Annotated in this window: 21 protein-coding genes and 1 pseudogene; 11 read left to right on the top strand and 11 right to left on the bottom strand. The window is 40.8% G+C overall.

What is annotated here, in order from left to right:
• Window positions 1-119: 119 nt before the first annotated feature.
• Complete coding sequence (locus D1367_RS25040) at window positions 120-986, top strand: branched-chain amino acid ABC transporter permease (protein ID WP_118169110.1); 867 nt, start codon at window positions 120-122, stop codon at window positions 984-986.
• Between the two features lie 20 nt (window positions 987-1,006).
• Here the strand turns inward: D1367_RS25040 and psaX are convergent, their stop codons facing one another.
• A complete protein-coding gene (psaX, locus tag D1367_RS25035; RefSeq protein ID WP_118169108.1) occupies window positions 1,007-1,144 on the bottom strand; it encodes a photosystem I protein PsaX in 138 nt (45 codons plus the stop codon).
• A 183-nt stretch (window positions 1,145-1,327) separates the two neighbouring features.
• Window positions 1,328-2,264 (bottom strand): annotated as a pseudogene (lipA, locus tag D1367_RS25030) (lipoyl synthase).
• 105 nt (window positions 2,265-2,369) lie between these two features.
• On the opposite strand from lipA, the gene D1367_RS31280 reads away from it, so the two are divergent.
• The 7 genes from D1367_RS31280 (at window position 2,370) to D1367_RS24995 (ending at window position 10,063) form a co-directional block, all read left to right on the top strand.
• Window positions 2,370-2,573, top strand: coding sequence for a hypothetical protein (locus D1367_RS31280; protein WP_181984954.1), 204 nt, complete (start codon window positions 2,370-2,372; stop codon window positions 2,571-2,573).
• Window positions 2,574-2,759: 186 nt separating this feature from the next.
• Window positions 2,760-3,413: a response regulator gene (locus D1367_RS25025; RefSeq protein ID WP_118171650.1), complete on the top strand. Its 654-nt coding sequence runs from the start codon at window positions 2,760-2,762 to the stop codon at window positions 3,411-3,413.
• A gap of 965 nt (window positions 3,414-4,378) precedes the next feature.
• On the top strand, window positions 4,379-5,698 hold the full coding sequence (locus D1367_RS25015; RefSeq protein WP_118169105.1) for a hybrid sensor histidine kinase/response regulator: 1,320 nt from the start codon (window positions 4,379-4,381) through the stop codon (window positions 5,696-5,698).
• A gap of 38 nt (window positions 5,699-5,736) precedes the next feature.
• On the top strand, window positions 5,737-6,888 hold the full coding sequence (locus D1367_RS25010) for an FIST signal transduction protein (protein ID WP_118169102.1): 1,152 nt from the start codon (window positions 5,737-5,739) through the stop codon (window positions 6,886-6,888).
• 6 nt (window positions 6,889-6,894) lie between these two features.
• The gene (locus D1367_RS25005; RefSeq protein WP_118169100.1) at window positions 6,895-7,938 is read left to right on the top strand and encodes a sensor histidine kinase; all 1,044 of its coding nucleotides are present in this window, start codon (window positions 6,895-6,897) and stop codon (window positions 7,936-7,938) included.
• Window positions 7,939-8,059: 121 nt separating this feature from the next.
• Window positions 8,060-8,602: a methanogen output domain 1-containing protein gene (locus D1367_RS25000; RefSeq protein WP_118169098.1), complete on the top strand. Its 543-nt coding sequence runs from the start codon at window positions 8,060-8,062 to the stop codon at window positions 8,600-8,602.
• Window positions 8,603-8,686: 84 nt separating this feature from the next.
• Entirely contained in the window at window positions 8,687-10,063 is a 1,377-nt protein-coding gene (locus D1367_RS24995) for an ATP-binding protein (RefSeq protein ID WP_118169096.1), read from the top strand.
• A gap of 599 nt (window positions 10,064-10,662) precedes the next feature.
• On the opposite strand, the gene D1367_RS24990 is transcribed toward D1367_RS24995, so the two are convergent.
• From D1367_RS24990 to D1367_RS24975, 5 genes are all read right to left on the bottom strand, one after another.
• Complete coding sequence (locus D1367_RS24990) at window positions 10,663-12,267, bottom strand: NAD(P)H-quinone oxidoreductase subunit N (RefSeq protein ID WP_118169094.1); 1,605 nt, start codon at window positions 12,265-12,267, stop codon at window positions 10,663-10,665.
• A gap of 447 nt (window positions 12,268-12,714) precedes the next feature.
• Window positions 12,715-12,987, bottom strand: a complete 273-nt coding sequence (locus D1367_RS24985; protein ID WP_118169092.1) for a hypothetical protein — start codon at window positions 12,985-12,987, stop codon at window positions 12,715-12,717.
• Window positions 12,984-13,142, bottom strand: a complete 159-nt coding sequence (locus D1367_RS31895; RefSeq protein ID WP_220450979.1) for a hypothetical protein — start codon at window positions 13,140-13,142, stop codon at window positions 12,984-12,986. The genes D1367_RS24985 and D1367_RS31895 overlap by 4 nt, the downstream gene beginning before the upstream one ends.
• 61 nt (window positions 13,143-13,203) lie before the next feature.
• A complete protein-coding gene (locus D1367_RS24980; protein WP_118169090.1) occupies window positions 13,204-14,265 on the bottom strand; it encodes a WD40 repeat domain-containing protein in 1,062 nt (353 codons plus the stop codon).
• Window positions 14,266-14,358: 93 nt separating this feature from the next.
• Window positions 14,359-15,330, bottom strand: coding sequence for a CobW family GTP-binding protein (locus D1367_RS24975; RefSeq protein ID WP_118169088.1), 972 nt, complete (start codon window positions 15,328-15,330; stop codon window positions 14,359-14,361).
• Between the two features lie 249 nt (window positions 15,331-15,579).
• On the opposite strand from D1367_RS24975, the gene D1367_RS32935 reads away from it, so the two are divergent.
• Together D1367_RS32935 and D1367_RS24970 are read left to right on the top strand one after the other, a co-directional pair.
• Window positions 15,580-15,714: a hypothetical protein gene (locus D1367_RS32935; protein WP_267255611.1), complete on the top strand. Its 135-nt coding sequence runs from the start codon at window positions 15,580-15,582 to the stop codon at window positions 15,712-15,714.
• A 54-nt stretch (window positions 15,715-15,768) separates the two neighbouring features.
• The gene (locus D1367_RS24970; RefSeq protein WP_118169085.1) at window positions 15,769-16,710 is read left to right on the top strand and encodes an all3515 family Zur-repressed PEP-CTERM protein; all 942 of its coding nucleotides are present in this window, start codon (window positions 15,769-15,771) and stop codon (window positions 16,708-16,710) included.
• Window position 16,711: 1 nt separating this feature from the next.
• On the opposite strand, the gene D1367_RS24965 is transcribed toward D1367_RS24970, so the two are convergent.
• The 3 genes from D1367_RS24965 to D1367_RS24955 all read right to left on the bottom strand — a co-directional run bounded on the left by D1367_RS24965 (window position 16,712) and on the right by D1367_RS24955 (window position 19,804).
• Window positions 16,712-17,929 carry an RNA-guided endonuclease InsQ/TnpB family protein gene (locus D1367_RS24965; protein WP_118169083.1) on the bottom strand — a complete coding sequence of 406 codons (1,218 nt, stop codon included), beginning with the start codon at window positions 17,927-17,929 and terminating at the stop codon, window positions 16,712-16,714.
• Window positions 17,930-18,311: 382 nt separating this feature from the next.
• Complete coding sequence (locus D1367_RS24960) at window positions 18,312-19,274, bottom strand: alpha/beta fold hydrolase (protein WP_118171649.1); 963 nt, start codon at window positions 19,272-19,274, stop codon at window positions 18,312-18,314.
• A gap of 95 nt (window positions 19,275-19,369) precedes the next feature.
• The gene (locus tag D1367_RS24955; RefSeq protein WP_118169080.1) at window positions 19,370-19,804 is read right to left on the bottom strand and encodes a SufE family protein; all 435 of its coding nucleotides are present in this window, start codon (window positions 19,802-19,804) and stop codon (window positions 19,370-19,372) included.
• A 771-nt stretch (window positions 19,805-20,575) separates the two neighbouring features.
• On the opposite strand from D1367_RS24955, the gene D1367_RS31275 reads away from it, so the two are divergent.
• Window positions 20,576-20,743 carry a hypothetical protein gene (locus tag D1367_RS31275; RefSeq protein ID WP_181984953.1) on the top strand — a complete coding sequence of 56 codons (168 nt, stop codon included), beginning with the start codon at window positions 20,576-20,578 and terminating at the stop codon, window positions 20,741-20,743.
• Window positions 20,744-20,899: 156 nt separating this feature from the next.
• Here the strand turns inward: D1367_RS31275 and D1367_RS24950 are convergent, their stop codons facing one another.
• Window positions 20,900-21,406: an RNA recognition motif domain-containing protein gene (locus tag D1367_RS24950; protein ID WP_118169077.1), complete on the bottom strand. Its 507-nt coding sequence runs from the start codon at window positions 21,404-21,406 to the stop codon at window positions 20,900-20,902.
• Window positions 21,407-22,034 lie beyond the last annotated feature (628 nt).

Raw genomic sequence — 22,034 nt, 5'->3', positions numbered from 1 at the left:
TATAAACCATAACTTATGTTGTTATAAACCATAACTTATGATGTTAAATTTAGCCGCTATTCTAAAAAAATTATTATATAAACCACTGACCTAAAATTTTTTAAAGCAACTTAAGGCTTATGGATACACAATTTGCCCAACTAATCGTTAATGGGATTGCGGTGGGGAGCATTATTGCTCTAGCGGCAGTTGGACTAACTCTTACTTACGGAATTTTACGGCTATCTAACTTTGCTCATGGTGATTTTCTCACTCTAGGAGCCTATCTAACCTGGCTGATAAACACTATTGGAGTCAATATTTGGCTGTCGATGATCCTGGGGGCGGGGGGAACTGTAGCAGCCATGCTGTTATCGGAAAAGTTACTGTGGTCAAAAATGCGCTCTATCCGTGCTACTTCCACTACGCTGATTATAATTTCTATCGGACTTGCCTTATTTCTTCGCAACGGCATTATTTTTATCTGGGGTGGCAAGAACCAAAATTATAATTTACCTGTTACGCCAGCTTTAGATATTTTGGGTTTAAAGGTGCCGCAAAATCAATTATTAGTATTGGGGTTGGCGGTGCTAGCAATTTTGGCGCTGCATTACCTGCTGCAAAATACCAAAATTGGTAAAGCGATGCGAGCAGTTGCTGACGATTTGGACTTAGCCAGGGTTTCAGGTATTAATGTTGATCGAGTGATTTTATGGACTTGGGTAATTGCTGGTAGTCTTACGTCCTTGGGCGGCAGTATGTATGGGTTGATTACAGCCGTGCGCCCGAATATGGGATGGTTTTTGATTTTACCATTATTTGCCTCAGTAATTCTTGGTGGGATTGGCAACCCTTACGGTGCGATCGCAGCAGCTTTTATCATTGGCATCGTCCAGGAAATCAGCACCCCTTGGCTGGGTTCACAGTATAAACAGGGTGTAGCACTGTTAATCATGATTTTGGTGCTGCTCATTCGTCCCAAAGGTTTATTCAAAGGAACGATTTGAGCAGCACCACCCACTTCTAACTACTCAATAATGTGGAAATAGTAGGCTGCTACCAGAAAATTGATAGCTAACAATAACAGTGCCCAGCCTGTGCGATAGGCGTAGGGAGGTTTAGCTCCACTATCGGCAACTGGTAAATCTTTGCTTTTAGCAGTCATAATGCGATTCTCCTAATGTCAGGACTTTTTAAGAAATACCAAACTGGTGTACCAAATATTCAAATTCTTTAAGAATATTTGTGTGAAGTTAAGAATTGGGGAATGGGGAGTGGGGAATGGGGAGTGGGGACTGGGTATGGGGCATTGGTTATTTCTTCCCCTGCCTCATCCCCCTCATCCCCCTCATCCCCCGACTCCCGACTCCCCACTCCCCACTCCCTCCTCTCCAGCATGATAGGAACTGCGAACCAGAGGCCCAGAACGAACATGGTTGAATCCCATTTCCCATGCTAATCTGCCGAGTTGCTCAAATTCCTCTGGAGTCCAATATTTTTGGACTGGCAGATGTTCTAAAGAAGGACGCATATACTGCCCAATAGTCAAGCGAATCGCACCCCACATCCCTTAGATCAGCCATTGCTTCAACGACTTCATCAAGTGTTTCTCCGTGTCCCAGCATCAAACCTGATTTGGTGGGAATTGTCGAATCGATTTCTTTGACCATAGCTAGTACTGAGAGGGAGCGATCGTATTTGGCTCCTCGGCGCACTGGCCCGGTTAACCGTTTCACTGTCTCAATATTGTGATTAAAACAAGCTGGTTTGGCTTTTACAATCATGGCAATTCGCTGGCGTTGACCTGATTCCCCAACACCAGCACCACCCCATAAATCGGGAGTCAGCACTTCAATTTGAGTCTCTGGGTTCAACTGGCGGATAGTTGCGATCGTCTCCACAAAATGCCCTGCGCCCTGATCGGGCAAGTCATCACGGGCTACAGAGGTCAGCACCACATAACGCAATCCTAAAAGCTGCACCGCCTGGGCTACCTTTTGGGGTTCTTCTAAATCAAGAGGCATCGGTGCATGACCTTTATCTACTTGACAGAAAGCACAAGAGCGTGTGCAGGTAGGCCCCATTAGTAAGAAAGTTGCAGTTTTTTGGGCATAGCACTCCCCCCGATTGGGACAGCGCCCTTCTTCGCAAATTGTGTGAATTTGGCGCTGCTTAATAATGCGTTGTACGGTAGAGATTTCACTGGCTTTGCCAATAGGACGACGTAACCAGCTAGGCATTGCCGTAATTTCAGACTTTAGTTCGGCTCGTTGTGATGAAATCATAGACATCTAAGCAAGATACGGATATAGATGGTCTGTTAATTAACAAATGATAGATAAGCTGATATGCGTCTAAATTATATAAACATTCTTTATAATCGTTGACAGTTGACGGTTGTCGGTCATCAGTCAACCGTCAACAGTCATCAGGTAAAGGTTATCGGTCATCAGTCAACCGTCAACAGTCATCAGGTAAATGTACAACGTTATTTGCGTAACAGCTTAAGAATAGACGCGCGGATGCTCTCACCGATGCACTATCTCTCGGTGTCACCATGTCCCTTATGCCCTAGAACAGAGCTAAAGCCTTAAATATAACGATGACACAAATTGAAAATAGCACAAGCAAAAGTTTTGCTAAACACCTCTAGCAATGTCATTTATACCGAAATATACTATCCCCCAATTGCTAAAAATTTTGTATATAGTGGGGGAATTCTCAATGACAATCGGCAAAGCCGCTATTTACACTTAAAGTTTCTGTTAGAGCAAACAGTCGTGGCAAGCAACAAAATTTTAGTTATCGATGACACTACAGTTGTCAGGGTAAAAGTACGAGAAATGTTGCCTCCGGGCAATTTTGAGGTACTGGAAGCAAAAGACGGTTTAGAAGGACTAAATTTCATTCTTCAAGAAAAACTCAGCCTGATTATGCTGGATTTCCTGTTGCCTAAAATGAGTGGCTGGGAGGTTTTCCAGAAAGTCCAAGCCGATCCGGAATTAAGGAAAATTCCTTTGGTGATCATGTCTGGCCGCAAAGAAGAGGTGACTGAGAAAATCACAGAACCCTTTGAATACTTTGAATTTCTGGGTAAGCCTTTTGATCAGAAGCAACTAATTAACGCAATTAAGTTAGCTATGACCAAGGCGAAACTGCCACGCCCAGAACTAGTGCCAGTAGGAGCAGGAGTCGCTGTCAAAAATGGCACAGTTGCAACTTCTAGTGTAGCCACTGCTACGGTAGCAGCCCCTAGCGTCGCAAATACTGCGATGCCTACGGCGGCAAGCAACGCAACTCCAACTACCAGGGAAGCCTCCAACGCAGAAATTAATGCATTGAATGAGAAAATTGTCAAAATGCAAGCTGAAATCGATGGCTTGAAGAAACAGCTAACTCAGGTTGTGACCTTTATTAAACAAAAAATCAAGTAGCATTTGTACTCATTATTATTATCGCAGCCAAAGCGGGTAAAAATAGTTAGTACAAAAATACTTATGTTGACAAATCATCGTTGACCACAAAATTCAAAAGCAGGAAAAAATAACTAGCAATTATCTGCACCTCTATAAATTTTGAATTTTGAATTTCCCGAACGCGAATTTATGTTAAGCGGAGTCGAAACACAGCGTCTTCGCAAAAGAAGAGGTTGACAGTCTAGAAAAGCAGCCAAATACCCACTAAACCTGCCGCAGTTTGCTCTTAATCGAAAGAGAACGGCAGGCTTTTTTCTTAATATCCTGCGATCCGTAAATAGACCATGCTGTATGGGCACAGCGCATTGCTCATTGGTGTCAATTTAACGTGAAAGCCAGTCTAAAACAACCTTGTAGAGATTATTTCTTACCTCGCACCTCGTTCCCAGTCTCCGACTGGGAATGCCATCCTAGCGGCTCTCTCTGCCGCCTCTGTTACTGGCGGCAGAGCCGCTAGGAGCAGCATTTCCCGACTCTGGCTGAAAACGAGGTTTTAAAACAATACGGTTCAGTTAAAGCCAAAAACCTTGATACACGTAGGTTGGGTTGAGGAACGAAACCCAACATTTGGCGGGTTTGTTGGGTTTCGCTGTCGCTCAACCCAACCTACAATTTTCCTTAACTGAACCGTATTGGGTTTTAAAAGAGTTTTTGCTTAAGTTGACACCAATGAGCAATGCTGTGCGCTTACAAAAAATGGAGTTTTTAAACTTATCCATATTTGGGATTTATTGTCAATTCGCCTCCGTGGTCGCATAGAGGAATTTAGTCTGAGAATGTTGCTGTTCTCAGAGTTTTTGGGAACTATAGGATTATTAGGCTAGAAATTTGTCAGTCAGTCTGCCAATAAAACAAAGGTAACTTAGCTGCGATCGCCGGGCCAATAGTGAATAATTAACAAGGAGTTAAATTAATTTAAAGACATGAATTACAAAACTGATATAAAAACCTTTGATTTACCAGAAGATAGTTTAATTTTAGTGGTAGATGATACTACTACAAATTTAGAAATTGTATTTAACATATTAACTAACATAGGTTTTAAAGTTATTACAGAAAATAATGGAGAAAGTGCAATTAAGCAAGTTGAATCTAGACCCCCTGATTTGATTCTATTAGATGTAATGATGCCGGGAATAGATGGGTTTGAAACCTGTAAAAGGCTGAAATACAACTCCGATACTTGTGATATTCCAGTAATTTTTATGACGGCGAATTCTGATACTGAGAGTAAGGTAAAAGGTCTAAATATCGGGGCAGTTGATTACATCACTAAGCCCTTTCATGAAGAAGAATTATTAGCTAGAATTAAAACCCATATTCAATTACGAAATCTCACAAAAACTTTAGAAAAACGAGTTGCAGAAAGGACAGCAGCCTTGTCTAGGGCATTAAAAGACTTACAAGAGTCTCAAGTTCAGCTTGTACAGACAGAAAAAATGTCTGCCCTTGGTCAATTAGTAGCAGGAGTTGCTCATGAAATTAATAATCCAGTTGGTTTCATTCATGGCAATCTCGGACACGCTTCAGCATATTTCCAAGACATGAGCAAGATCATTAACCTCTATCAGCAGCATTATCCTAATCCGGTTCCAGAAATTCAAAAAGAAATTGCAGCGATAGATTTGAAGTATATGCTTGCCGATCTACCTAATTTAATTTCCTCAATGAAAGAGGGTGTTCAGCGCATTCGCAACATTAGTACTAGTCTGAGAACCTTTTCTCGCGCAGATAGCTCGATAAAAGTTTATTGCAACATTCATGATGGCATTGACAGCACAATCATGATTCTCAAACATCGCTTAAAAGCATCCGAAGATCGTCCCGATATTCAGGTAATTAGAGATTACGGTAATTTGCCAGAAATAGAATGCTTTATCGGACAACTAAATCAGGTATTTATGAATTTATTAGCTAACGCTATTGATGCTTTAGAGGAGTCTAATGTAGGGCACACCTATATTGAAATTGAAGCAAATCCCAATCAAGTTTTGATTCAAACTAGCCTCACTGAAAACAAAAAACATATTTTGATTCGGATTAAAGATAATGGCGTGGGAATGTCACCTGATGTTCAACAAAAAATCTTTGACCATTTATTCACCACCAAACCTGTGGGTCAAGGCACAGGATTAGGGTTATCAATTGCTCGTCAAATTGTTGTCGAGAAACACGGAGGAACTCTGGAAGTAAATTCAGCACCAGAACAAGGTTCAGAGTTCATCATTAAGCTTCCCGTTTGAAAATCATAGCAAAAATAATTCTCCATATAGATAAATTTATGTTTAAGGCAGTAGTCGGTCACAGTAACGATCCAGATTCTCTATCAGCAGTTGAAGAAGTTATTCAGCAATGTGTAAGTTTTCTTGCAGGAGATATACCAAAAGCTGGAATTCTTTTTGCTGCAATTGACTTTGAACATTCGCTGATTTTGCAGCAAATTCATCAGGCTTTTTCGGGGATTGAGTTAATTGGTGGAACAACAGATGGAGAAATTTCTTCAGTCTTAGAGTTTCAGCAAGACTCAATCACCTTGATGTTATTTTGCTCAGACGAAGTTGAAATTTATGCAGGAGTTGGACGCAAAGTTTCAGACGATCCAATTACTGCAACTAAACAAGCTGTGGAGGAAGCCAAAGCAAAAAGTACCGCAGATCCAAAGCTATGTTTAACTCATCCAGAGAGCCTCACAACTAGTGGTGTGTCTATATTAAATGGCTTAAAACTAGCTCTTGGACAAGATATGCCAATATTTGGTGGTTTAGCAGGCGATCAGTCAAGATATCAAAATACATATCAATTTTTTCAAACAGAAGTATTAAGTGATTCTGTACCAATTCTAATTTTTTCCGGCACAATATTGTTTTCCCACGCTGTTGCAAGTGGTTGGCATCCCATCGGTCAAACAAGCAAAGTAACTAAAGTAGATAAGAACATTCTCTATGAAATAGATGGTAAGCCAGCTTTAGATTTTTATCATCATTATCTAGGTTTGCTTCCTCCTTCAATGGAATATCCGCTAGCAGTGTTTGATCAAAATGGAGAAAATTTTTATATCAGAGCGCCTATTAGTTACAATCAAGAATCTGGTAGCATAACCTTTTTTGGAGATATTCCCGATCAAGCAGTTATTCAAATTTCCGAAGCAGCTTATGAAGATATTTTGGCAGCTTCCAAAGCATCATTTATGAATGCTTTGGATAATTATCCAGGTACAGAACCAAGTGCTGTGTTGTTCTTTTCATGTGTAGCTCGTCGGCAAATACTTGGTACAAGGGCACAAGAAGAGTACCAGAATACGAAACTTTGTCTGACTGGCTATTTACCTGCCTGTGGATTTTATTCTTATGGAGAAATTGCTCCTATAGCTCGAACTAACCAGACGCAATTTCACAATGAAACTTTTGTAACTTTAATTTTGGGAAATCGGTAGAATCTAATGGAAATTGGGGATTATCAACGAGAAATTAAGGAACTAAAAAAAGCCAAGAGAATTATCCAAAAACAATTGGAGCGTTCTGAATCAGACCGGATAAAACTTGAAGATATAAATAAAAAAAAAGAATCTTTGCTGAGGACAGTAATTGAGGAATTAAAGGAATATCAAAATAGCTTAGAAGAAAGAAGCCAGGAGTTAGAAATGATGCTTCTTAATCTTCAGATAATGCAGAATAAGATGTCTAGTTTGGGAAATCTTGTTGCAGATGTAGCTCATGAAATTAACAACCCAGTTAGCTTTATAGCAGGTAATCTGACTCCGGCTCAAGAGTATATTGAGAATTTGTTACATCTGATAAACCTTTATCAGCAGACCTATCCCAAAGCATCTCAGCAAATTCAAAAAACAATCGAAGTCATTGAACTTGAATATATCCGCGAGGATTTACCTAAACTAATTTCATCGATGAAAGAAGGCACAGATCGTATTTGTAGCATTAGCGATAGCTTGCGAATTTTTTCTAGAGCAGATACAGAGCAAAAACTTCTTTTTAACATTCATGAAGGTATTGATAGCACTCTTATGATTCTCAAGCACCGTTTGAAAGCTAATAAGATTCGTCCTGATATTCAAGTAGTTAAAGATTACGGCGAATTTCCTTTAATAAAATGTTTTCCAGGACAACTGAATCAGGTATTTATGAATTTATTGGCAAATGCTATTGATGCTGTAGAAGAGTCTAACTCTGGACTGAGTTTTGATAAAATCAAGGCAAATCCCAATCAAATTACAATTCATACTGCCCTAATTGAAGATATAAATCACGTATTGATTCGGATTCAAGATAATGGTGTAGGAATATCGGCTGATGTCCAGCAAAAAATGTTTGAGCATTTATTCACAACCAAACCTGTGGGAAAAGGGACAGGATTAGGATTATCAATCGCCTATCAAATAATTATCCAAAAACATAGAGGAACTTTTAAAGTGAATTCTGTGTTAGGGGAAGGTTCTGAGTTTATAATCACCATTCCAATTTATTAAAATAGCAAATATACCAATTATTTATGAAAAATAGCAAACTATAAAGAGATTAAGCAGTTACTTTAGATGTATTTTGGGGAACTCTAGAACTGTAGTTCCTTTCATTGTGTCTTCAAAATTTATGACTAATGCACTTAACCACTCAATGGCTACGCTTAATCTTTCTTTAGAACGGGATATATTTTTACGTACATTAATCAGAGAATTATCTGGTACTTTGCAGGACGTAGTTGGGTTAGAAGAAGCTTCTGGATTTATTAGTGTAGTTGGTGAAAGGATGGCTAGGCAGCTAAACCAAGATTACAAATCTGCTCTGGAAGTCTCAAATCTTTCGCGTCAGCAGGTAGCTGATGTCTTGATTGATTTAAAAAGACGAATCCAAGGCGATTTTTATGTCATTGAGCAGGATGATGAAAAAATTATCTTTGGCAACCGTGTCTGCCCATTTGCGGAAAAAGTGGTTAATCGCCCTGCCATGTGTATGATGACTTCAAACGTTTTTGGAACGATCGCAGCTAATAATCTGGGATATGCGAAAGTAGAATTGCAAGAAACCATAGCACAGGGTGCTTCTGGATGTAAAGTTATTATTTACTTAAAACTTACAGAAGAGGCAGAAGATGCAGAAGGCCGAGAATACTTTAGGGGACTAGAATCTGTGTAAAGCCTTCACCACCAAACCAACCCCAAGATACAAGCTTGAGTGCAGATATGTAAAGTAGAGTCGAACCCTGAAATTGAAAGCCCCATGACTCCTGAACAATTTATTGAATTTGCTAGAGTTTTACCAGAATCTTTACTCCTAGTAAGTAGTGATGGTCAGTTGTTGGCTACCAATCAACCAGCAGCAGATATGCTGGGGTTACGGCGTCAGCAAATGCGGCAAAAAACGCTCTTTGAATTTGTAACTGAGTCTGCTAATGATGTTGTAAAGTACCTGCAAGCTTGTTCAAGTAGCAGGGCAATGGTTATTGGCTCCTTGACTTTACGAAAGAATGATGGACAAACCTTAATATGTCGTAGCCAAGGAGCCGTTATTCAACCTTGGTCTCCTGAATCTTCAGCTTTAATTCTCTTACGCTTGGAAAATAGAACTTTAGCCACCGGTAATTTCATTATTTTGAACCAAAAAATTGATGAATTAGCAAAAGAAGTTCAGAGACGTAAACAGGCAGAGGAAGCGCTCAAGAAAATGAATCAAGAGCTAGAAATTCGAGTTGAGGAACGTACAGCTGCTTTACAAGAAACACTAAATGAACTAAAACTTACCCAAACTCAGCTTATCCAAGCTGAGAAAATGTCTAGTTTAGGACAGATGGTCGCTGGTATTGCCCATGAAATTAATAACCCCGTCAGTTTTATTCATGGAAACCTTCACCACGCCCATGAATACACTCAAGATTTACTAAAATTGGTGCAAATTTATCAACATCTTTGTCCAAATACTCCTCCAGAAATCCAAGAGCATATAGAAGAAATAGACTTAGATTTTCTGATTCAAGACATAACTCAACTCTTCCACTCAATGCAAGTAGGAACAGAGCGCATTCAGGAAATTGTTAAATCCCTACGTAATTTTTCGAGACTTGATGAAGCAGAACTTAAGCAAGTCAATATCCATGAAGGAATTGATAATACTTTAATGATTTTGGAACATCGGCTGCAAGCTAGGCATGAGTACCCAGAAATCAAAATCATCAAAAAATATAGTCAATTACCCAATGTAACTTGCTATCCTGGTCAACTTAACCAAGTGTTTATGAATATTATTGTTAATGCGATCGATGCGCTGGAAGCATCGGCTGTCAATGGTCAGTGGTCAGAAGTCAATCCACAAGCTACGAATAATCCCCAAATTGAAATTAAAACTGAGGTAATCGATGAAAAATGGATAATGGTTAGTATTGCTGATAACGGTTTGGGGATAAATGAAGAATTTCACTCAAAGCTTTTTGATCCGTTTTTTACCACTAAAGATGTGGGTAAAGGTACTGGACTAGGATTATTTATAAGCTATCAAATTATAGTTGAAAAACATCAGGGACAAATTAGCTGTTTTTCTGTTCCAAAAAAAGGTGCAGAATTTATAATTAGGATACCTGTAGCTCAATCTCATGAAATTTAATTACTAATTTAGTATTTTTTGCAAAAATCAATATAATCACTATCTATTATTAATATAGCAATCCTAAATAATTAGTTAGCAACAAGATTATGATTACAACTATTTCAATACAGTTCGGTTAGCTTGTTTACCCTGCGAAGATCCCCCCAACCCCCCGATCAATTGGGGGACTAATTTCCTCCTTTACCCCCAATTGATCGGGGGTCGCTACAGGCGGGGGGATCTTATCCGAACCGGATTCACAAGTATTTAATCCAATACAGTTCAGTTAAGCAATTTTTTCCTTCTCTTTCTTCTCTCTGCGTCCTCTGCGTCTTGGCGGTTCGTTAAAAAATTGACTTGGATAACACAATACTGTTCAGTTAAGGCTAAAACCTTTTGGCAGAGTCAAGTTTTTTAACGAACCACAGAGGCGCAGAGGACACTGAGAGAATAAATAAATGCTTAACTGAACTGTATTGTTGGATAACAGAGTTTTAGCCTTAACTGAACCAGATTCACAAGTATTTAATCAGGCTTTATTAAAAAATATAACAAACGCCTGTGTGCTAATGAGCAAACAGGCGTTTCTTTAAATACAAAGTTTGGTTGAGACTCGGTTAAATCTTAGCGGTAGAATCAACTGAGGGTTGAGACTGACTAACCGCATCTAACTTCGGTAAAAGCAGTGGATTTTCTGCTTTTACATTAGTGTTGATTGTTGCTTGCAAAATGGGGGTATTGGAGATAGAATTGTTCGCCAATGTAAACAGTGGATTTGACAATATCCCTGCTATGGAAGTGGCAATTAATGTTACCACCAACCCGACCTGCAAAGGTCTTAGCCCAGGCAAATCCCAACGCACTTGGGGATAATTCTTCACCGAGTCGGACATTTCATGGGGTTCTTTGACTACCATCATCTTAACTACGCGAATGTAGTAGTAGATGGAGACGACGGTGGTAACTAAGCCCAGCAAGACTAACCAATAAAGACCTGCTTGCCAACCAGCCCAGAATAAGTAAATCTTGCCGAAAAACCCAGCTAATGGTGGAATACCACCCAAGGAAAGCAGGGAGATACTCAACCCCAGTGTTAAGAGTGGGTCTTTTTGATATAAACCAGAGTACTCAGCAATCTGGTCGGTTCCCGTCCGCAGTGAGAACAGGATGATGCAGGTAAAGCCGCACAGGTTCATGAACAGGTAAACCAGTAGGTAAAATATCATACTGGCATAGCCCGCCTGTGTACCAGCAATCAAGCCAATCATCACAAACCCAGCTTGGGCAATGGATGAATAAGCTAGCATCCGTTTCATACTGGTTTGGGCTAGGGCGACTACGTTACCCAAGATCATACTCAGAACGGCCAGAGCAGTGAAGACAAACCTCCACTCTTCAGCAACAAGGGGGAAGGCTGTTGTCAGCAAGCGGATGGCTAGGGCAAACCCAGCTGCTTTGGAACCGACAGATAAAAAGGCGATGACTGGGGTGGGAGCGCCTTCGTAAACGTCTGGTGTCCACTGGTGGAAGGGTGCGGCGGAGATTTTGAAGCCAATACCTGCGATCGCAAAAACCAGCGCAATCACTAAACCTAAAGATTGACCGACTTTAGCTGTGGCAATGCCAGTAGCGATCGCACTTAGTTCAGTTTGTCCTCCAGATAGTCCATACAGCAGTGATACACCGTACAAAAATACTGCTGTACTGGAAGCGCCAATTAACAAGTATTTCAGCGCCGCTTCATTGGAGCGGGGGTCACGCTTGGTATAACCTGTTAACAAGTAAGAGGAAATACTCAGGGTTTCTAGGGAGATGAAAATCATCACCAACTCACTAGCCCCGGATAAAAACATGCCTCCCAAAGTAGCACTCAGCAAAATAGCGATGAATTCAGCTAAAGGAGTGCCGCTTTGCTCAACGTAGCGAATTGACATCAGTATAGTGGCGATCGCAGACAAGGCGATAATACCGCGAAAGACGATACTCAGGTCATCACCGTTAAAGCTACCGGTAAAACCGATGGGATTAGGAGCGTCCCATTGAAAATATAGGGCGACAATCGAAGTAAATAAACCTGCGATCGCTAGATATCCAATCCAGCGTGCGGATGTACGCCCCAAAATCAAATCAACAATCAAAACCCCCAAGAGGGTGAGAATAACAATCCCCTCTGGCAAAATCGTTCCAGCGTTTAGCTGGGATGCAATATTAGCAAAATCCATGAGATGTATAGGTTTTGGGGATTAGACATTAAGGCTAACTCTACGTTCACTCTAGCAAGTTTTCTAATCCCCAGACTAGCTCTTTTAACAAGAGCTTAACAGCTTGGGTGCAGATGGCGATCGCACCAATTTCACTGGCTTACCAGCAGCTTTCTCAGTATCGAGGAATTTACCTAACAGCTTTCGTACCTCGTTTTTCACGCGTCACCAAATAATTCGTAATTAAAAATGGTAAAAGTTGTTACTGATAGTAATTAAGAATTACTTATTATCAATTACGAATTATTTTAACCTTTAGTGAATACCTTGATTACATAAATAATTATGGCGCAGTCAGTGCGATCGCTAACAGCGTGCCGTAGGCGATCGCCACGGACAAAAAGCTCATAAAATTAATAAGGGCACAGCATTGCTGTGCCCCTACAATATTCATAATTCCTAAGTTTATTAAAAACCTACTGATGGCAGCTTGCCTTGTAGCGACTGAAATTTAGACTGAACACAGTTTGCACAATTGCAACCAAGTTGATCAATAATCGGATTAGATGTTTGAATCAAGTGTGGTGTTGCCAGATCGGGAATTTGTTGTGTCGATACTACTGTCATAATTTGGGTAGCATAAGCAGATTTGAGGCTGGATGCGTGTGCTGGATTGACTACCAGCAGCATGGATACCAAAAATGCGGGACAGGCAAGTAAAATCAGTTTGACTATGTTCATAATTTACACAAAGATACCTTTGCTGATACAGCATAGCTAATAACTTGATCACTTTCAACTTTAGGGAACTCCAAAAAATAAATTATTCCACATTCAAGTCGTTGACTGTTGACTGTTGACTGTTGACTGAAAACTCGTGAACCGTCAACGGTCAACAGTGAACAATAGCAATGGAATATTTTTTTACTTGGAAGTCCCTTAATTACTGAGTATTGCTTAACTACGCCCAAATCCTTGACCCCGCAAAACCTTTGACCATACAACGAATTCGCCCTGTTCACCGCCTGCGGCGAGTAACTTACCTTGGGGATGCCAAGCTAGGGTGGAAAATCCTGCTGAGACACCTGTGATAATTTGGGATACTTCCTTGGCTTTGTTCCACAAACATAACCAGCCGTCAGCAGCAGCAGAAGCTAGAAGGAAGCTTTTAGGTGCAAAGGCGATCGCATTGATCACACCCACATGATTTGTTAATACTCGTGCTTCCCAACCTAATGAATCATCCTCTAGTTTTTCCCACACCACGATACCTTCAACGCTGGAAGATGCCAGTATTGGCGCACCCAGTTTGGTGGTAGCTTCTGACCATGCCAATTGGCGAATTTTACCAGGGAAGCCACGCATTACCCAAGGGTCGGGGTTGTTCCATTCCAAAACGGTGACACTACGATCCATATTGCCAGAAGCAAGGTATTTGCCATCGGGCGACCAAGCCATAGCTACACTGACAGTAGACATATCTAAGCTGTATGGTTCTTCATCCCAGTTTTGACTATGCCAAATCTTCACTCCCTTGTAACCACTAATAGCTAAGTATTGTCCGTCAATGCGCCAATCTATACCCAATACTGAAGAGTTGTCGAAATTCAGCGTTACAACAATTTCACGAGTATCTGCATCCCAAACTTGGACGTAACGCCCCAAACTAAAAGCTAGTTGGTTACTGGTGTAATTCCAAGCTAGCTTGTCAACCCATGCGGGGGCATTTGACAAGGTGGCAATTAATTCAGTATTCTGCCAAATTTTTACTTGTCCATCCTGTCCGCCAACAGCTAAAAATTTTCCATCTGGGGAAAAGGCCAGACAGTCTACTGATTTACCGTTACCAGTTTGTAAACTTGTAAGTTCGCGATCATTCCACAAAACTACTTCACCGGCGGCGGAAGTTGCTGCTAAAGTTTTACCTTGTGGCGACCAAGCGATCGCAGTTACATAATCTGAAAGTGTCCCCGAATAGTGTTGTTCAAATTCCTTAGATTTGCTGGTTGTGATGTTCATATTTGTAAAGGGGAGTAGGGAATGGGGAATGGGGAATGGGGAATAGAGAATGGGAAATTCCCTACTCCCTACTCCCTACTCCCCACTCCCTATTTAAGCTAGACAAGCGAGAAAATCTTGCTTGAGTTGGGCTGCATCAAGGTTACGACCGATGAATACTAGTTCGTTTTTGGGGGTTTCGCTTGGTTTCCAGGGGCGATCGGGTTTGCCATCAAATATCATGTGGACTCCTTGGAATACAAATCGATTATCTTCTCCAGCAATATTTAAAATGCCTTTCATCCGAAAAATATCTGGCCCTTGGGTACGTAGTAACTCCGAAAGCCAAGCGTTTAATTTTTCTCCATCGACTGCACCACCTTCTACTAAAGCCACAGAAAAGACAGTTTCATCGTGTACGTGGGCATCTTCGCCTAAGAAATCTGGATCAATTTCTAATGCGCGTTCTAAATCAAAAGCTTTTACACCTAATAAAGCATCCATTCCGAGTTCAGAATTTTGGGTACGGTAGATTTTTGCGATCGCATTCATCGCCCGAATCCGTTTTTCTAATTCATCCAACTCTTCTGGTGCTACCAAATCTGTTTTATTAAGTAAAATTACATCGGCAAAGGCAATCTGTTCTTGGGCTTCGTCTGCATCCCAGTGCTGCCAAATATGCTTGGCATCTACCACTGTCACCACCGCATCTAGAGACAGTTGGCTTTGTAAATCTTCATCAACAAAAAATGTCTGAATCACTGGTGCTGGATCGGCTAATCCAGTTGTTTCAATTACTAAATGGTCAAATTTATCGCGCCGCTTCATCAAATTGCCAATGATCCGAATTAAATCGCCGCGCACTGTACAACAGATACAGCCATTATTCATTTCAAAAATTTCTTCATCTGCATCGATAATCAATTGATTATCAATACCCACTTCCCCAAATTCATTGACAATCACAGCAACTTTTTTGCCGTGTTCGTAGGTGAGGATGTGATTGAGTAGAGTCGTTTTACCTGCTCCCAAATAGCCTGTAAGAACAGTAACGGGAACTGAATTGTTGATTACGTCAGCCACCATACTCTAAATTCCTTTTGTCTCACCTTATGGATAATCATTTTCGCCCATGATAAATCTTTTTATATTTTTGTGCGAACTTGCTGTTATTTTGAGTTTCAGCAACCCCTAATTACATAAATTAATTAAAAAACATTTTATTTTTAGGCATCTGCAATAAGTAGTAAATATTCATAAGTTGGCGTAGTTGCTAGGAACATTGCATATAAGGGACTTCCAAGTAAAAAAATATTCCATTGCTATTGTTCACTGTTGACCGTTGACGGTTCACGAGTTTTCAGTCAACAGTCAACAGTCAACAGTCAACGACTTGAATGTGGAATAATTTATTTTTTGGAGTTCCCTAAGCCAACCCACCCTGCGGGAAGTTGCGGGTTAGTACCTTGACAATCGCATTAAGACAATGATAATCATTATTGCATATAAAGATGGAGAAGCGTAGTGGTTTCAAATACTAGCTGCTTAAAAAAGCAAGTAACTCAAGCAGGGCAAGCATCTGCGTCTATTGCAATCAGCTTTTTAGTTGTTGCACCACTGGTTTTATCTACCGCTTTAGCGCCAGTACAAGCAGATGATACTCATAATCATTCAGAAGAAACAGGTTTTTACATTGGGTTAGATGGTTTGGAGGCTCTCTCTACAGGGACATACGCAGGATTGGAAAACCCCAACTACAATCGTTTGACCCTTTTGTTTGCACACAGGAATGAAGACACGCCGGAATCTAGCCATTTCCACGGCATTGGTACTTATAGCTACTCTGGTTCTTTAGATAACCTAACTATTAACCCAACCAATACAAATAACCGAATTCCTGAGTCTTACTCAGAACAATCGCCGCTAACATTATTACCTGGTACAGGATTTTATACTGGTCGCTTGATTAGTACTCCAACAGACAAGGAATATAGCAATCTCACAATAGAACCTATAGCGTCTCTCAAAACTTCAAAAGAATTAGACAACCAGTATTTGTTCAATAGCTCTAATGGTCGTTGGCAGTCATCTCTTGAGGGTGCAAATATTGGTTTACAATTAGCCTCAATTAGCAATGGATTGAATATTGGTGATTCAGCAGGCGTTGATATTGTCAAGTCAGTAGGCGATATATACACAATCGGCAGTGGTGATAATTTTTCGTTCACTCCTACTTTTTGGACTGATGCTGCTGCACCACTGGGAACTTATTCTGCATCATTCCAATTAGTGGATTTAGGCACTGATAATCACCGTATTCCCTTTAAGGAGTCTGGCACTTTCAATTTTGATTTTGAAGTCAAGGCAGTGCCTGAGTCATCAACTGTTCTTGGTCTTGGTATAGTCGGTTTACTGGCACTTTCTCTTTCTCGCTTGCAAAAACTTACTCGTAGTAGCTTGAAGTGAACTACCCACACTTCTCCTGACGGAGTAAGTGTGGGCTTCCGGTTTCATCGACAACAGCCTTTCCACTTTTCAGTTTATTGGTCTTATATCGCCTCGACTCGGCAAGAACGGGGTTCCCTCCGTCCATAGATAATATCCGAATACCTTCTGTTCTGATGTTCTGGCTGGCATTCCCGTCCCTGTCGTGATGAGATTTACACTTCGGGCAATCCCACTCTCTGATATCTAGCGGCAACTCATCAACAACATGACCACAACATGAACAAGTTTTTGAACTGGGGAAAAATCTTCCAATCTCTACAAGTTGTCCATCAGTCGCTTCCAACTTGTAATCAATGAAGTTAACAAACATCCCCCAACCTACGTCGGATATACTTTTTGATAGCTTCCGGTTTCGTATCATTCCCTTGACGTTGAGGTTTTCAACAACAATAATTTTGCTTTCATTAACCAACTTTCTGCTGAGTTTATGCAGAAAATCTTGGCGGGAATTTGATACTCGTTCGTGAACCTTCGCTACTAGTTTTTTGTGTTTGTGTCTTGCTTTACTCCCTTTAACTTTACGGGCAAATTTTTTCTGCTTCCGGGCTAGATTTTTTTCGTGGCGCTTCAGGTGTTTAGGGTTGGAATATTTGGTAACTTCCTCTCCATCATGGACAATTGCAAAGTCCTTTAACCCCAGGTCAATACCAATGATTTTATCTCCACCCAATTTATGATCACTGCATTCACCCTCAACCAATATTGAGGCAAAGTACTTATCAGTAGCGGTTTTGCTGATGGTGACAGTTTTAATTATTCCCGAAACTTTTCTGTGAAAGACTGCCTTCACTTCACCAATTTTAGGAATCTTTAACTTCTCACCTACAACAGTGACACTTTGCGGATACTGAATAGACTGCCTATCAAATTTTGATTTAAACTTGGGAAATTTAGTCCGTCCTTCAAAAAAGTTTTTGTAAGCTTTGTCTAGATTAATAGCTACGCACTGCAAAACTGACGAATAGCAATCTTGCTTTAACCAAGGGTACTTCACTTTCAATTGAGGTAGTAAACCCTTGTATTCACTCATCTTTAATGATTTTCCAGTTTCTTCATAGTGTTGAACGCAAGCATTAAGTGCATAGTTCCAATACCACCTTGCACAACCAAACGATCTGGCTAGAATTTCTTGCTGTTCGGTTGTTGGGTATAACCTGACCTTAACTGCTTTCAACACTTTTGATCACCTCCTTGTCATCTGATAATATCATAGATGTAGGTAATGCGTGGGCACAGAATGAAAACAGAATGGTTCAAAATGCGAATGAGTGAACGCAGATTGAATAAGTTACGGCTATATGCGACGATAAAGGATACGACAATGACTCACGTTGTTGAAGAATTGATTGACTCGTTAAAAATCCCAGAGAGAGGCAATTCGTCATCGACCAACATTGCTGATTAAACTGCGTTTAATGTCGCTTGTCGGTCAATTCCTTATTGCCCAGAATTCATCCCACACCTCCCTAACGGGTAGGATGTGGGGCTTCTTCTGCTTCAAGCTAATTTTAATCTCGCACCAAGGTGCAAAACGATTCTTTGCGTCTTGGTGCGACGATTTAATTTTCTGAGGAGAACAAAAAATCTTGAACTGCTTCTAAAACAACTGCTGGGTATTCTTCATGCAGTCCCAGAGAACCAGGTATGACAACGCTTCTCACTCCTGGTAAGGCTACCAAAGCGTTCATTTCTTCTCGTGATTTGGGGGGGCTGGATTCCCCAATTACTACCATGAGCGGTACGGTTAAAGACTGCACAAGTTCCAGAAAATCAGATTGTTCGTGTACAGCATCGAGATTACCAGTTACAAAAGCAGCAGATGCAAATCGCGCTCCTGGTTGTTGAGTTATTTGCCATTTCTTCTCGATGAAACTGGGTGTAATTTTAGCCGCGTCAGTAAATACATGACGGCGATACATCAAACTTAAGAAGGATGGGGTAGTGTTGAGTTTATAGAGAGCTTGACCAAGTATAGGCGATCGCACCAATTCTCTCACCATACCAGCTATTTGCTGACTTGCCCCCATTGTCGGCAAAGGCCCACGCCAAGTAGGAGCTAACAATAAAATTTTCGAGAAAGCAGCTTGTTGTTTCACAGCTAATTGTAAAACATAGCTAGCAGCATGACCAGCCGCGATCGCAGTAATGGGAGTATTAAAAACTTGTACTGAGCCTGTCCTGAGCGTAGCCGAAGGGCGGCGTCGAAGTACAGCTTTGACAAAATCTTCCAGAAATTGCTGATATATTTCTGGACGATAATTCAAACTAGGGCGAGAAGATTCTCCAAATCCAGGCCAATCTATGGCTACAACTTGAAAATTGGGAGCTAGTAACTTAGCAAGTTCGCCTACTTCCAAACGGGTCGAAACACTGCTGAAAGATGGTAGTAGCAATAGCGGTGAACCTTTACCGAGGGTTTCATAAACAACGCGTAATTGCTGATTTTCCCAATTCCAGAGATATTCTTGAACCACTCCACCAAAGCCAGTAGCAGCAGAGGTAGATAATAAATTTGTTGACATAAGACTAAATTTTGGTATTTGTACCTTATTTGTCATTTGTCAATTGTCCTTTGTCATTAGTCATTTGTCCTTTGCTAATGACCAATGACTAATGACTAATGACCAATTTTACATTCCAATGCTTTTTTTTGCATGGTTTTAAAAATATTGTAAAATCCATTAGCACGGGAAGGTGTGAGGCTAACATTTAAACCTGTTTCTTGAATAAAATCTGGAGTTAGTTGGACAATCTCAGTTGGCGTTAGTCCCTGCAATCCTTCAACCAGAAGCCCGACTAATCCTTTGGTTAACTGAGAATCGGAATCGCCCTGAAACACAACTTTACCGTCATCCAATGCTGCGGTGATATAAACTTGAGACACGCAACCAGGAACTTTATTTTCGGGTAATTTACCAGCTTCTGGGAACTCATTGAGCTTCTGAGCATACCAGATTAGCTGTTCGTAGCGTCGCTTCGGTTCGGAAGCGCGTTGAAAGCGCTGGACAATTTTAGCGAGCGCAGGTGGCAAAGAATCTAGAGTTGAGGACATAACAGAAGCTGCAAATGATCGGTATCACTTTGAGTGTAGATTATCTTTAGAGCGATCGCGCCGACCGTTCACCTTGGCATATCAACTAGCCATAACATGTCAAATCTAGATAATTACTGCGTAGGCGCAGCCCAACCTAGACATCGCATCCCCATCGTCCAGGTTTTTCAATGCCTCTAATCACAAAAACTTAATTTTATTCTAAGTAGAAAACTATATCACTCTGTAGCATATTCTCCGCGTGCCTCTGCGCTTACCTTTGCGTCCCTCTGCGTTTAAATTTCAACCCTCGATTCTCCACGATTCGACAACGTAATACCTACTGCGAGTTGCGCCTACGTAATTACAAAATTAGCTGCAATTAGCTTTTAACTAAGCAGCTAGGTAATAATCAACAAGTGAAGTACCCCTTTTTGCTTGGCTGAAAAAGGAGCTTCCAATTTCAGAAAAACAATGACGGTCTTATTCGTCTCTTGGGTTTCCCGTCTCATCCGCCAATGCCTCCACTAGTCATCTAGCTTTTGGTCTTACACAGCGTCCACAGGCAGCCCCCCATCTACCACAGGGAGTTTGATTTTTTGTTTCGCACAACACCGCTTGGATTTACGACAATAGTCAACCAGCTAACAGCGTTCCTTCCCTGATTTACCGATTTATCGCACGTCTTGGCTCGTACACCTACTTTGAAGTTAGCCTGTCTGTTCAATACGGTCAGGAGGTCATGAACCATTTCTATATTACCATAGATATGTCTATATTGTGGACATATTTATGAAAACAAAGGAAGTACATATCCGTATATCAGAAAGGCGTTTCAACAAACTAAAAAACCATGCCACATTGAAGGAAAAAACAGTGACTCAAATCATTGAAGATTACATCGACCGATTACCCAACACTCAGATTGATGACTCCTTGAACATCCCTTGCACTGAATAACCTGCGGTTATTACCGTTTAGGGATGTCTTCGCGGCCATCCGCTCACAATCCCCACAGAGATGAGTACATTGAAGGTGGGGACTTCCGCGACACGTTAAAAATTAAAAATCAAAAAAAATTCTGATTTTTAATTTTTAATTTCTCTCCCTTAAGGATTAATTCGTAGTTTGTGCAGCTAACATCTGCTTCAGCTTTTCTAATTCCGAAGCCCAACGAGGATCTGGACGAATAGCGTCTGAATCGGTAGTTGTGGTGTTGTTTTCACGAGAACCGCCGCCGCCACCTGAGCCACGACGAGGCTTCTTAGAGCTTTTCTCGCGGCGGCTACCTTCTCTAGTAGGCATAGGAGTGGGGGTACTACTAGCAGCCGTAACTGGTTTGGGAGCTTGCTCCTCGCCCTCATCACCTTTTGTCCGAGGTAATGCTTTCTCTAGCTTAATGGGAGTGTCTTTGAACATCTGACCATTATATTTTTCAATAATTTCGTCAGCTTGTTCGTCGTTGTTGACTGTTAGAAAACCGAAACCACGGCATTTGCCAGTTTTACGGTCTTTAATTAATTTAGTAGTTACAGCATCACCTTCTGCTGCAAAAACTGCTTGCAGATCCTGACGATCTATTTCTTCTTTAGGCAAATTACCTATATATAGGCGAATGGACATGAACTATACCTCCAGAGTTAAATGAACATGGCAAGGCAAGAAAACAATCACTTGGCTTTGGCTTTTAATTAAATAGATGCTATTGACCAAGACTGCCATCAACCAATTTTTTTGATCGGAACTGTCAACCTATACAACAATACAGTTTTTCGTCGGGATCAAGCTTGTTTAATCTAAAGGCCCACACTATGGTGAGCTAATAACACCTTAATTCTAAGAATTGTAAATTTAATAGCCTATTGCCTGCTAAAGTACACGCTTTCTTCCATGCCTTTTTTCGCAGAATCAAATACCATTCCTTACATTACCACGGTATTTTCTACGTAGCTAGTTTAGCGCATACTTTTCCGACGTTAGTATTACTGTATCGTAACATAAAACACATTTTTTTATTCAACCGAGCATATTTTGAAACAAAAACCAGCCACTGGCTGGTTTAATTCCTGCTGTGTTGGGAGGATAAAAAGTATAGAGCGGGGGGAAAAGCATCCGAATTCACAACTAAGCTGTAGTGCTGAGTTATGTCGCCTGCTATTGTTTGTGTAAATAAATGTAACACTTTGAAAGAAAACCTGCAACTTTTGTTTACATTCCGATTTGTCCTTTGTCCTTTGTCCTTTGTCCTTTG

Origin of the sequence: Nostoc sphaeroides (assembly GCF_003443655.1) — a bacterium.
Lineage (GTDB): Bacteria > Cyanobacteriota > Cyanobacteriia > Cyanobacteriales > Nostocaceae > Nostoc > Nostoc sphaeroides.
Note: the sequence above shows the minus strand (reverse complement) of the source record. Positions and strands in the feature narration are given on the sequence as shown.

Coding starts and splice junctions, on each gene's coding strand:
- D1367_RS25040 (WP_118169110.1), top strand. CDS start 120: ATGGATACACAATTTGCCCAACTAATCGTTAATGGGATTGCGGTGGGG.
- psaX (WP_118169108.1), bottom strand. CDS start 1,144: ATGACTGCTAAAAGCAAAGATTTACCAGTTGCCGATAGTGGAGCTAAA.
- D1367_RS25015 (WP_118169105.1), top strand. CDS start 4,379: ATGAATTACAAAACTGATATAAAAACCTTTGATTTACCAGAAGATAGT.
- D1367_RS25010 (WP_118169102.1), top strand. CDS start 5,737: ATGTTTAAGGCAGTAGTCGGTCACAGTAACGATCCAGATTCTCTATCA.
- D1367_RS25005 (WP_118169100.1), top strand. CDS start 6,895: ATGGAAATTGGGGATTATCAACGAGAAATTAAGGAACTAAAAAAAGCC.
- D1367_RS25000 (WP_118169098.1), top strand. CDS start 8,060: ATGACTAATGCACTTAACCACTCAATGGCTACGCTTAATCTTTCTTTA.
- D1367_RS24995 (WP_118169096.1), top strand. CDS start 8,687: ATGACTCCTGAACAATTTATTGAATTTGCTAGAGTTTTACCAGAATCT.
- D1367_RS24990 (WP_118169094.1), bottom strand. CDS start 12,267: ATGGATTTTGCTAATATTGCATCCCAGCTAAACGCTGGAACGATTTTG.
- D1367_RS24985 (WP_118169092.1), bottom strand. CDS start 12,987: ATGAACATAGTCAAACTGATTTTACTTGCCTGTCCCGCATTTTTGGTA.
- D1367_RS24980 (WP_118169090.1), bottom strand. CDS start 14,265: ATGAACATCACAACCAGCAAATCTAAGGAATTTGAACAACACTATTCG.
- D1367_RS24975 (WP_118169088.1), bottom strand. CDS start 15,330: ATGGTGGCTGACGTAATCAACAATTCAGTTCCCGTTACTGTTCTTACA.
- D1367_RS24960 (WP_118171649.1), bottom strand. CDS start 19,274: ATGTCAACAAATTTATTATCTACCTCTGCTGCTACTGGCTTTGGTGGA.
- D1367_RS24955 (WP_118169080.1), bottom strand. CDS start 19,804: ATGTCCTCAACTCTAGATTCTTTGCCACCTGCGCTCGCTAAAATTGTC.
- D1367_RS31275 (WP_181984953.1), top strand. CDS start 20,576: ATGAAAACAAAGGAAGTACATATCCGTATATCAGAAAGGCGTTTCAAC.
- D1367_RS24950 (WP_118169077.1), bottom strand. CDS start 21,406: ATGTCCATTCGCCTATATATAGGTAATTTGCCTAAAGAAGAAATAGAT.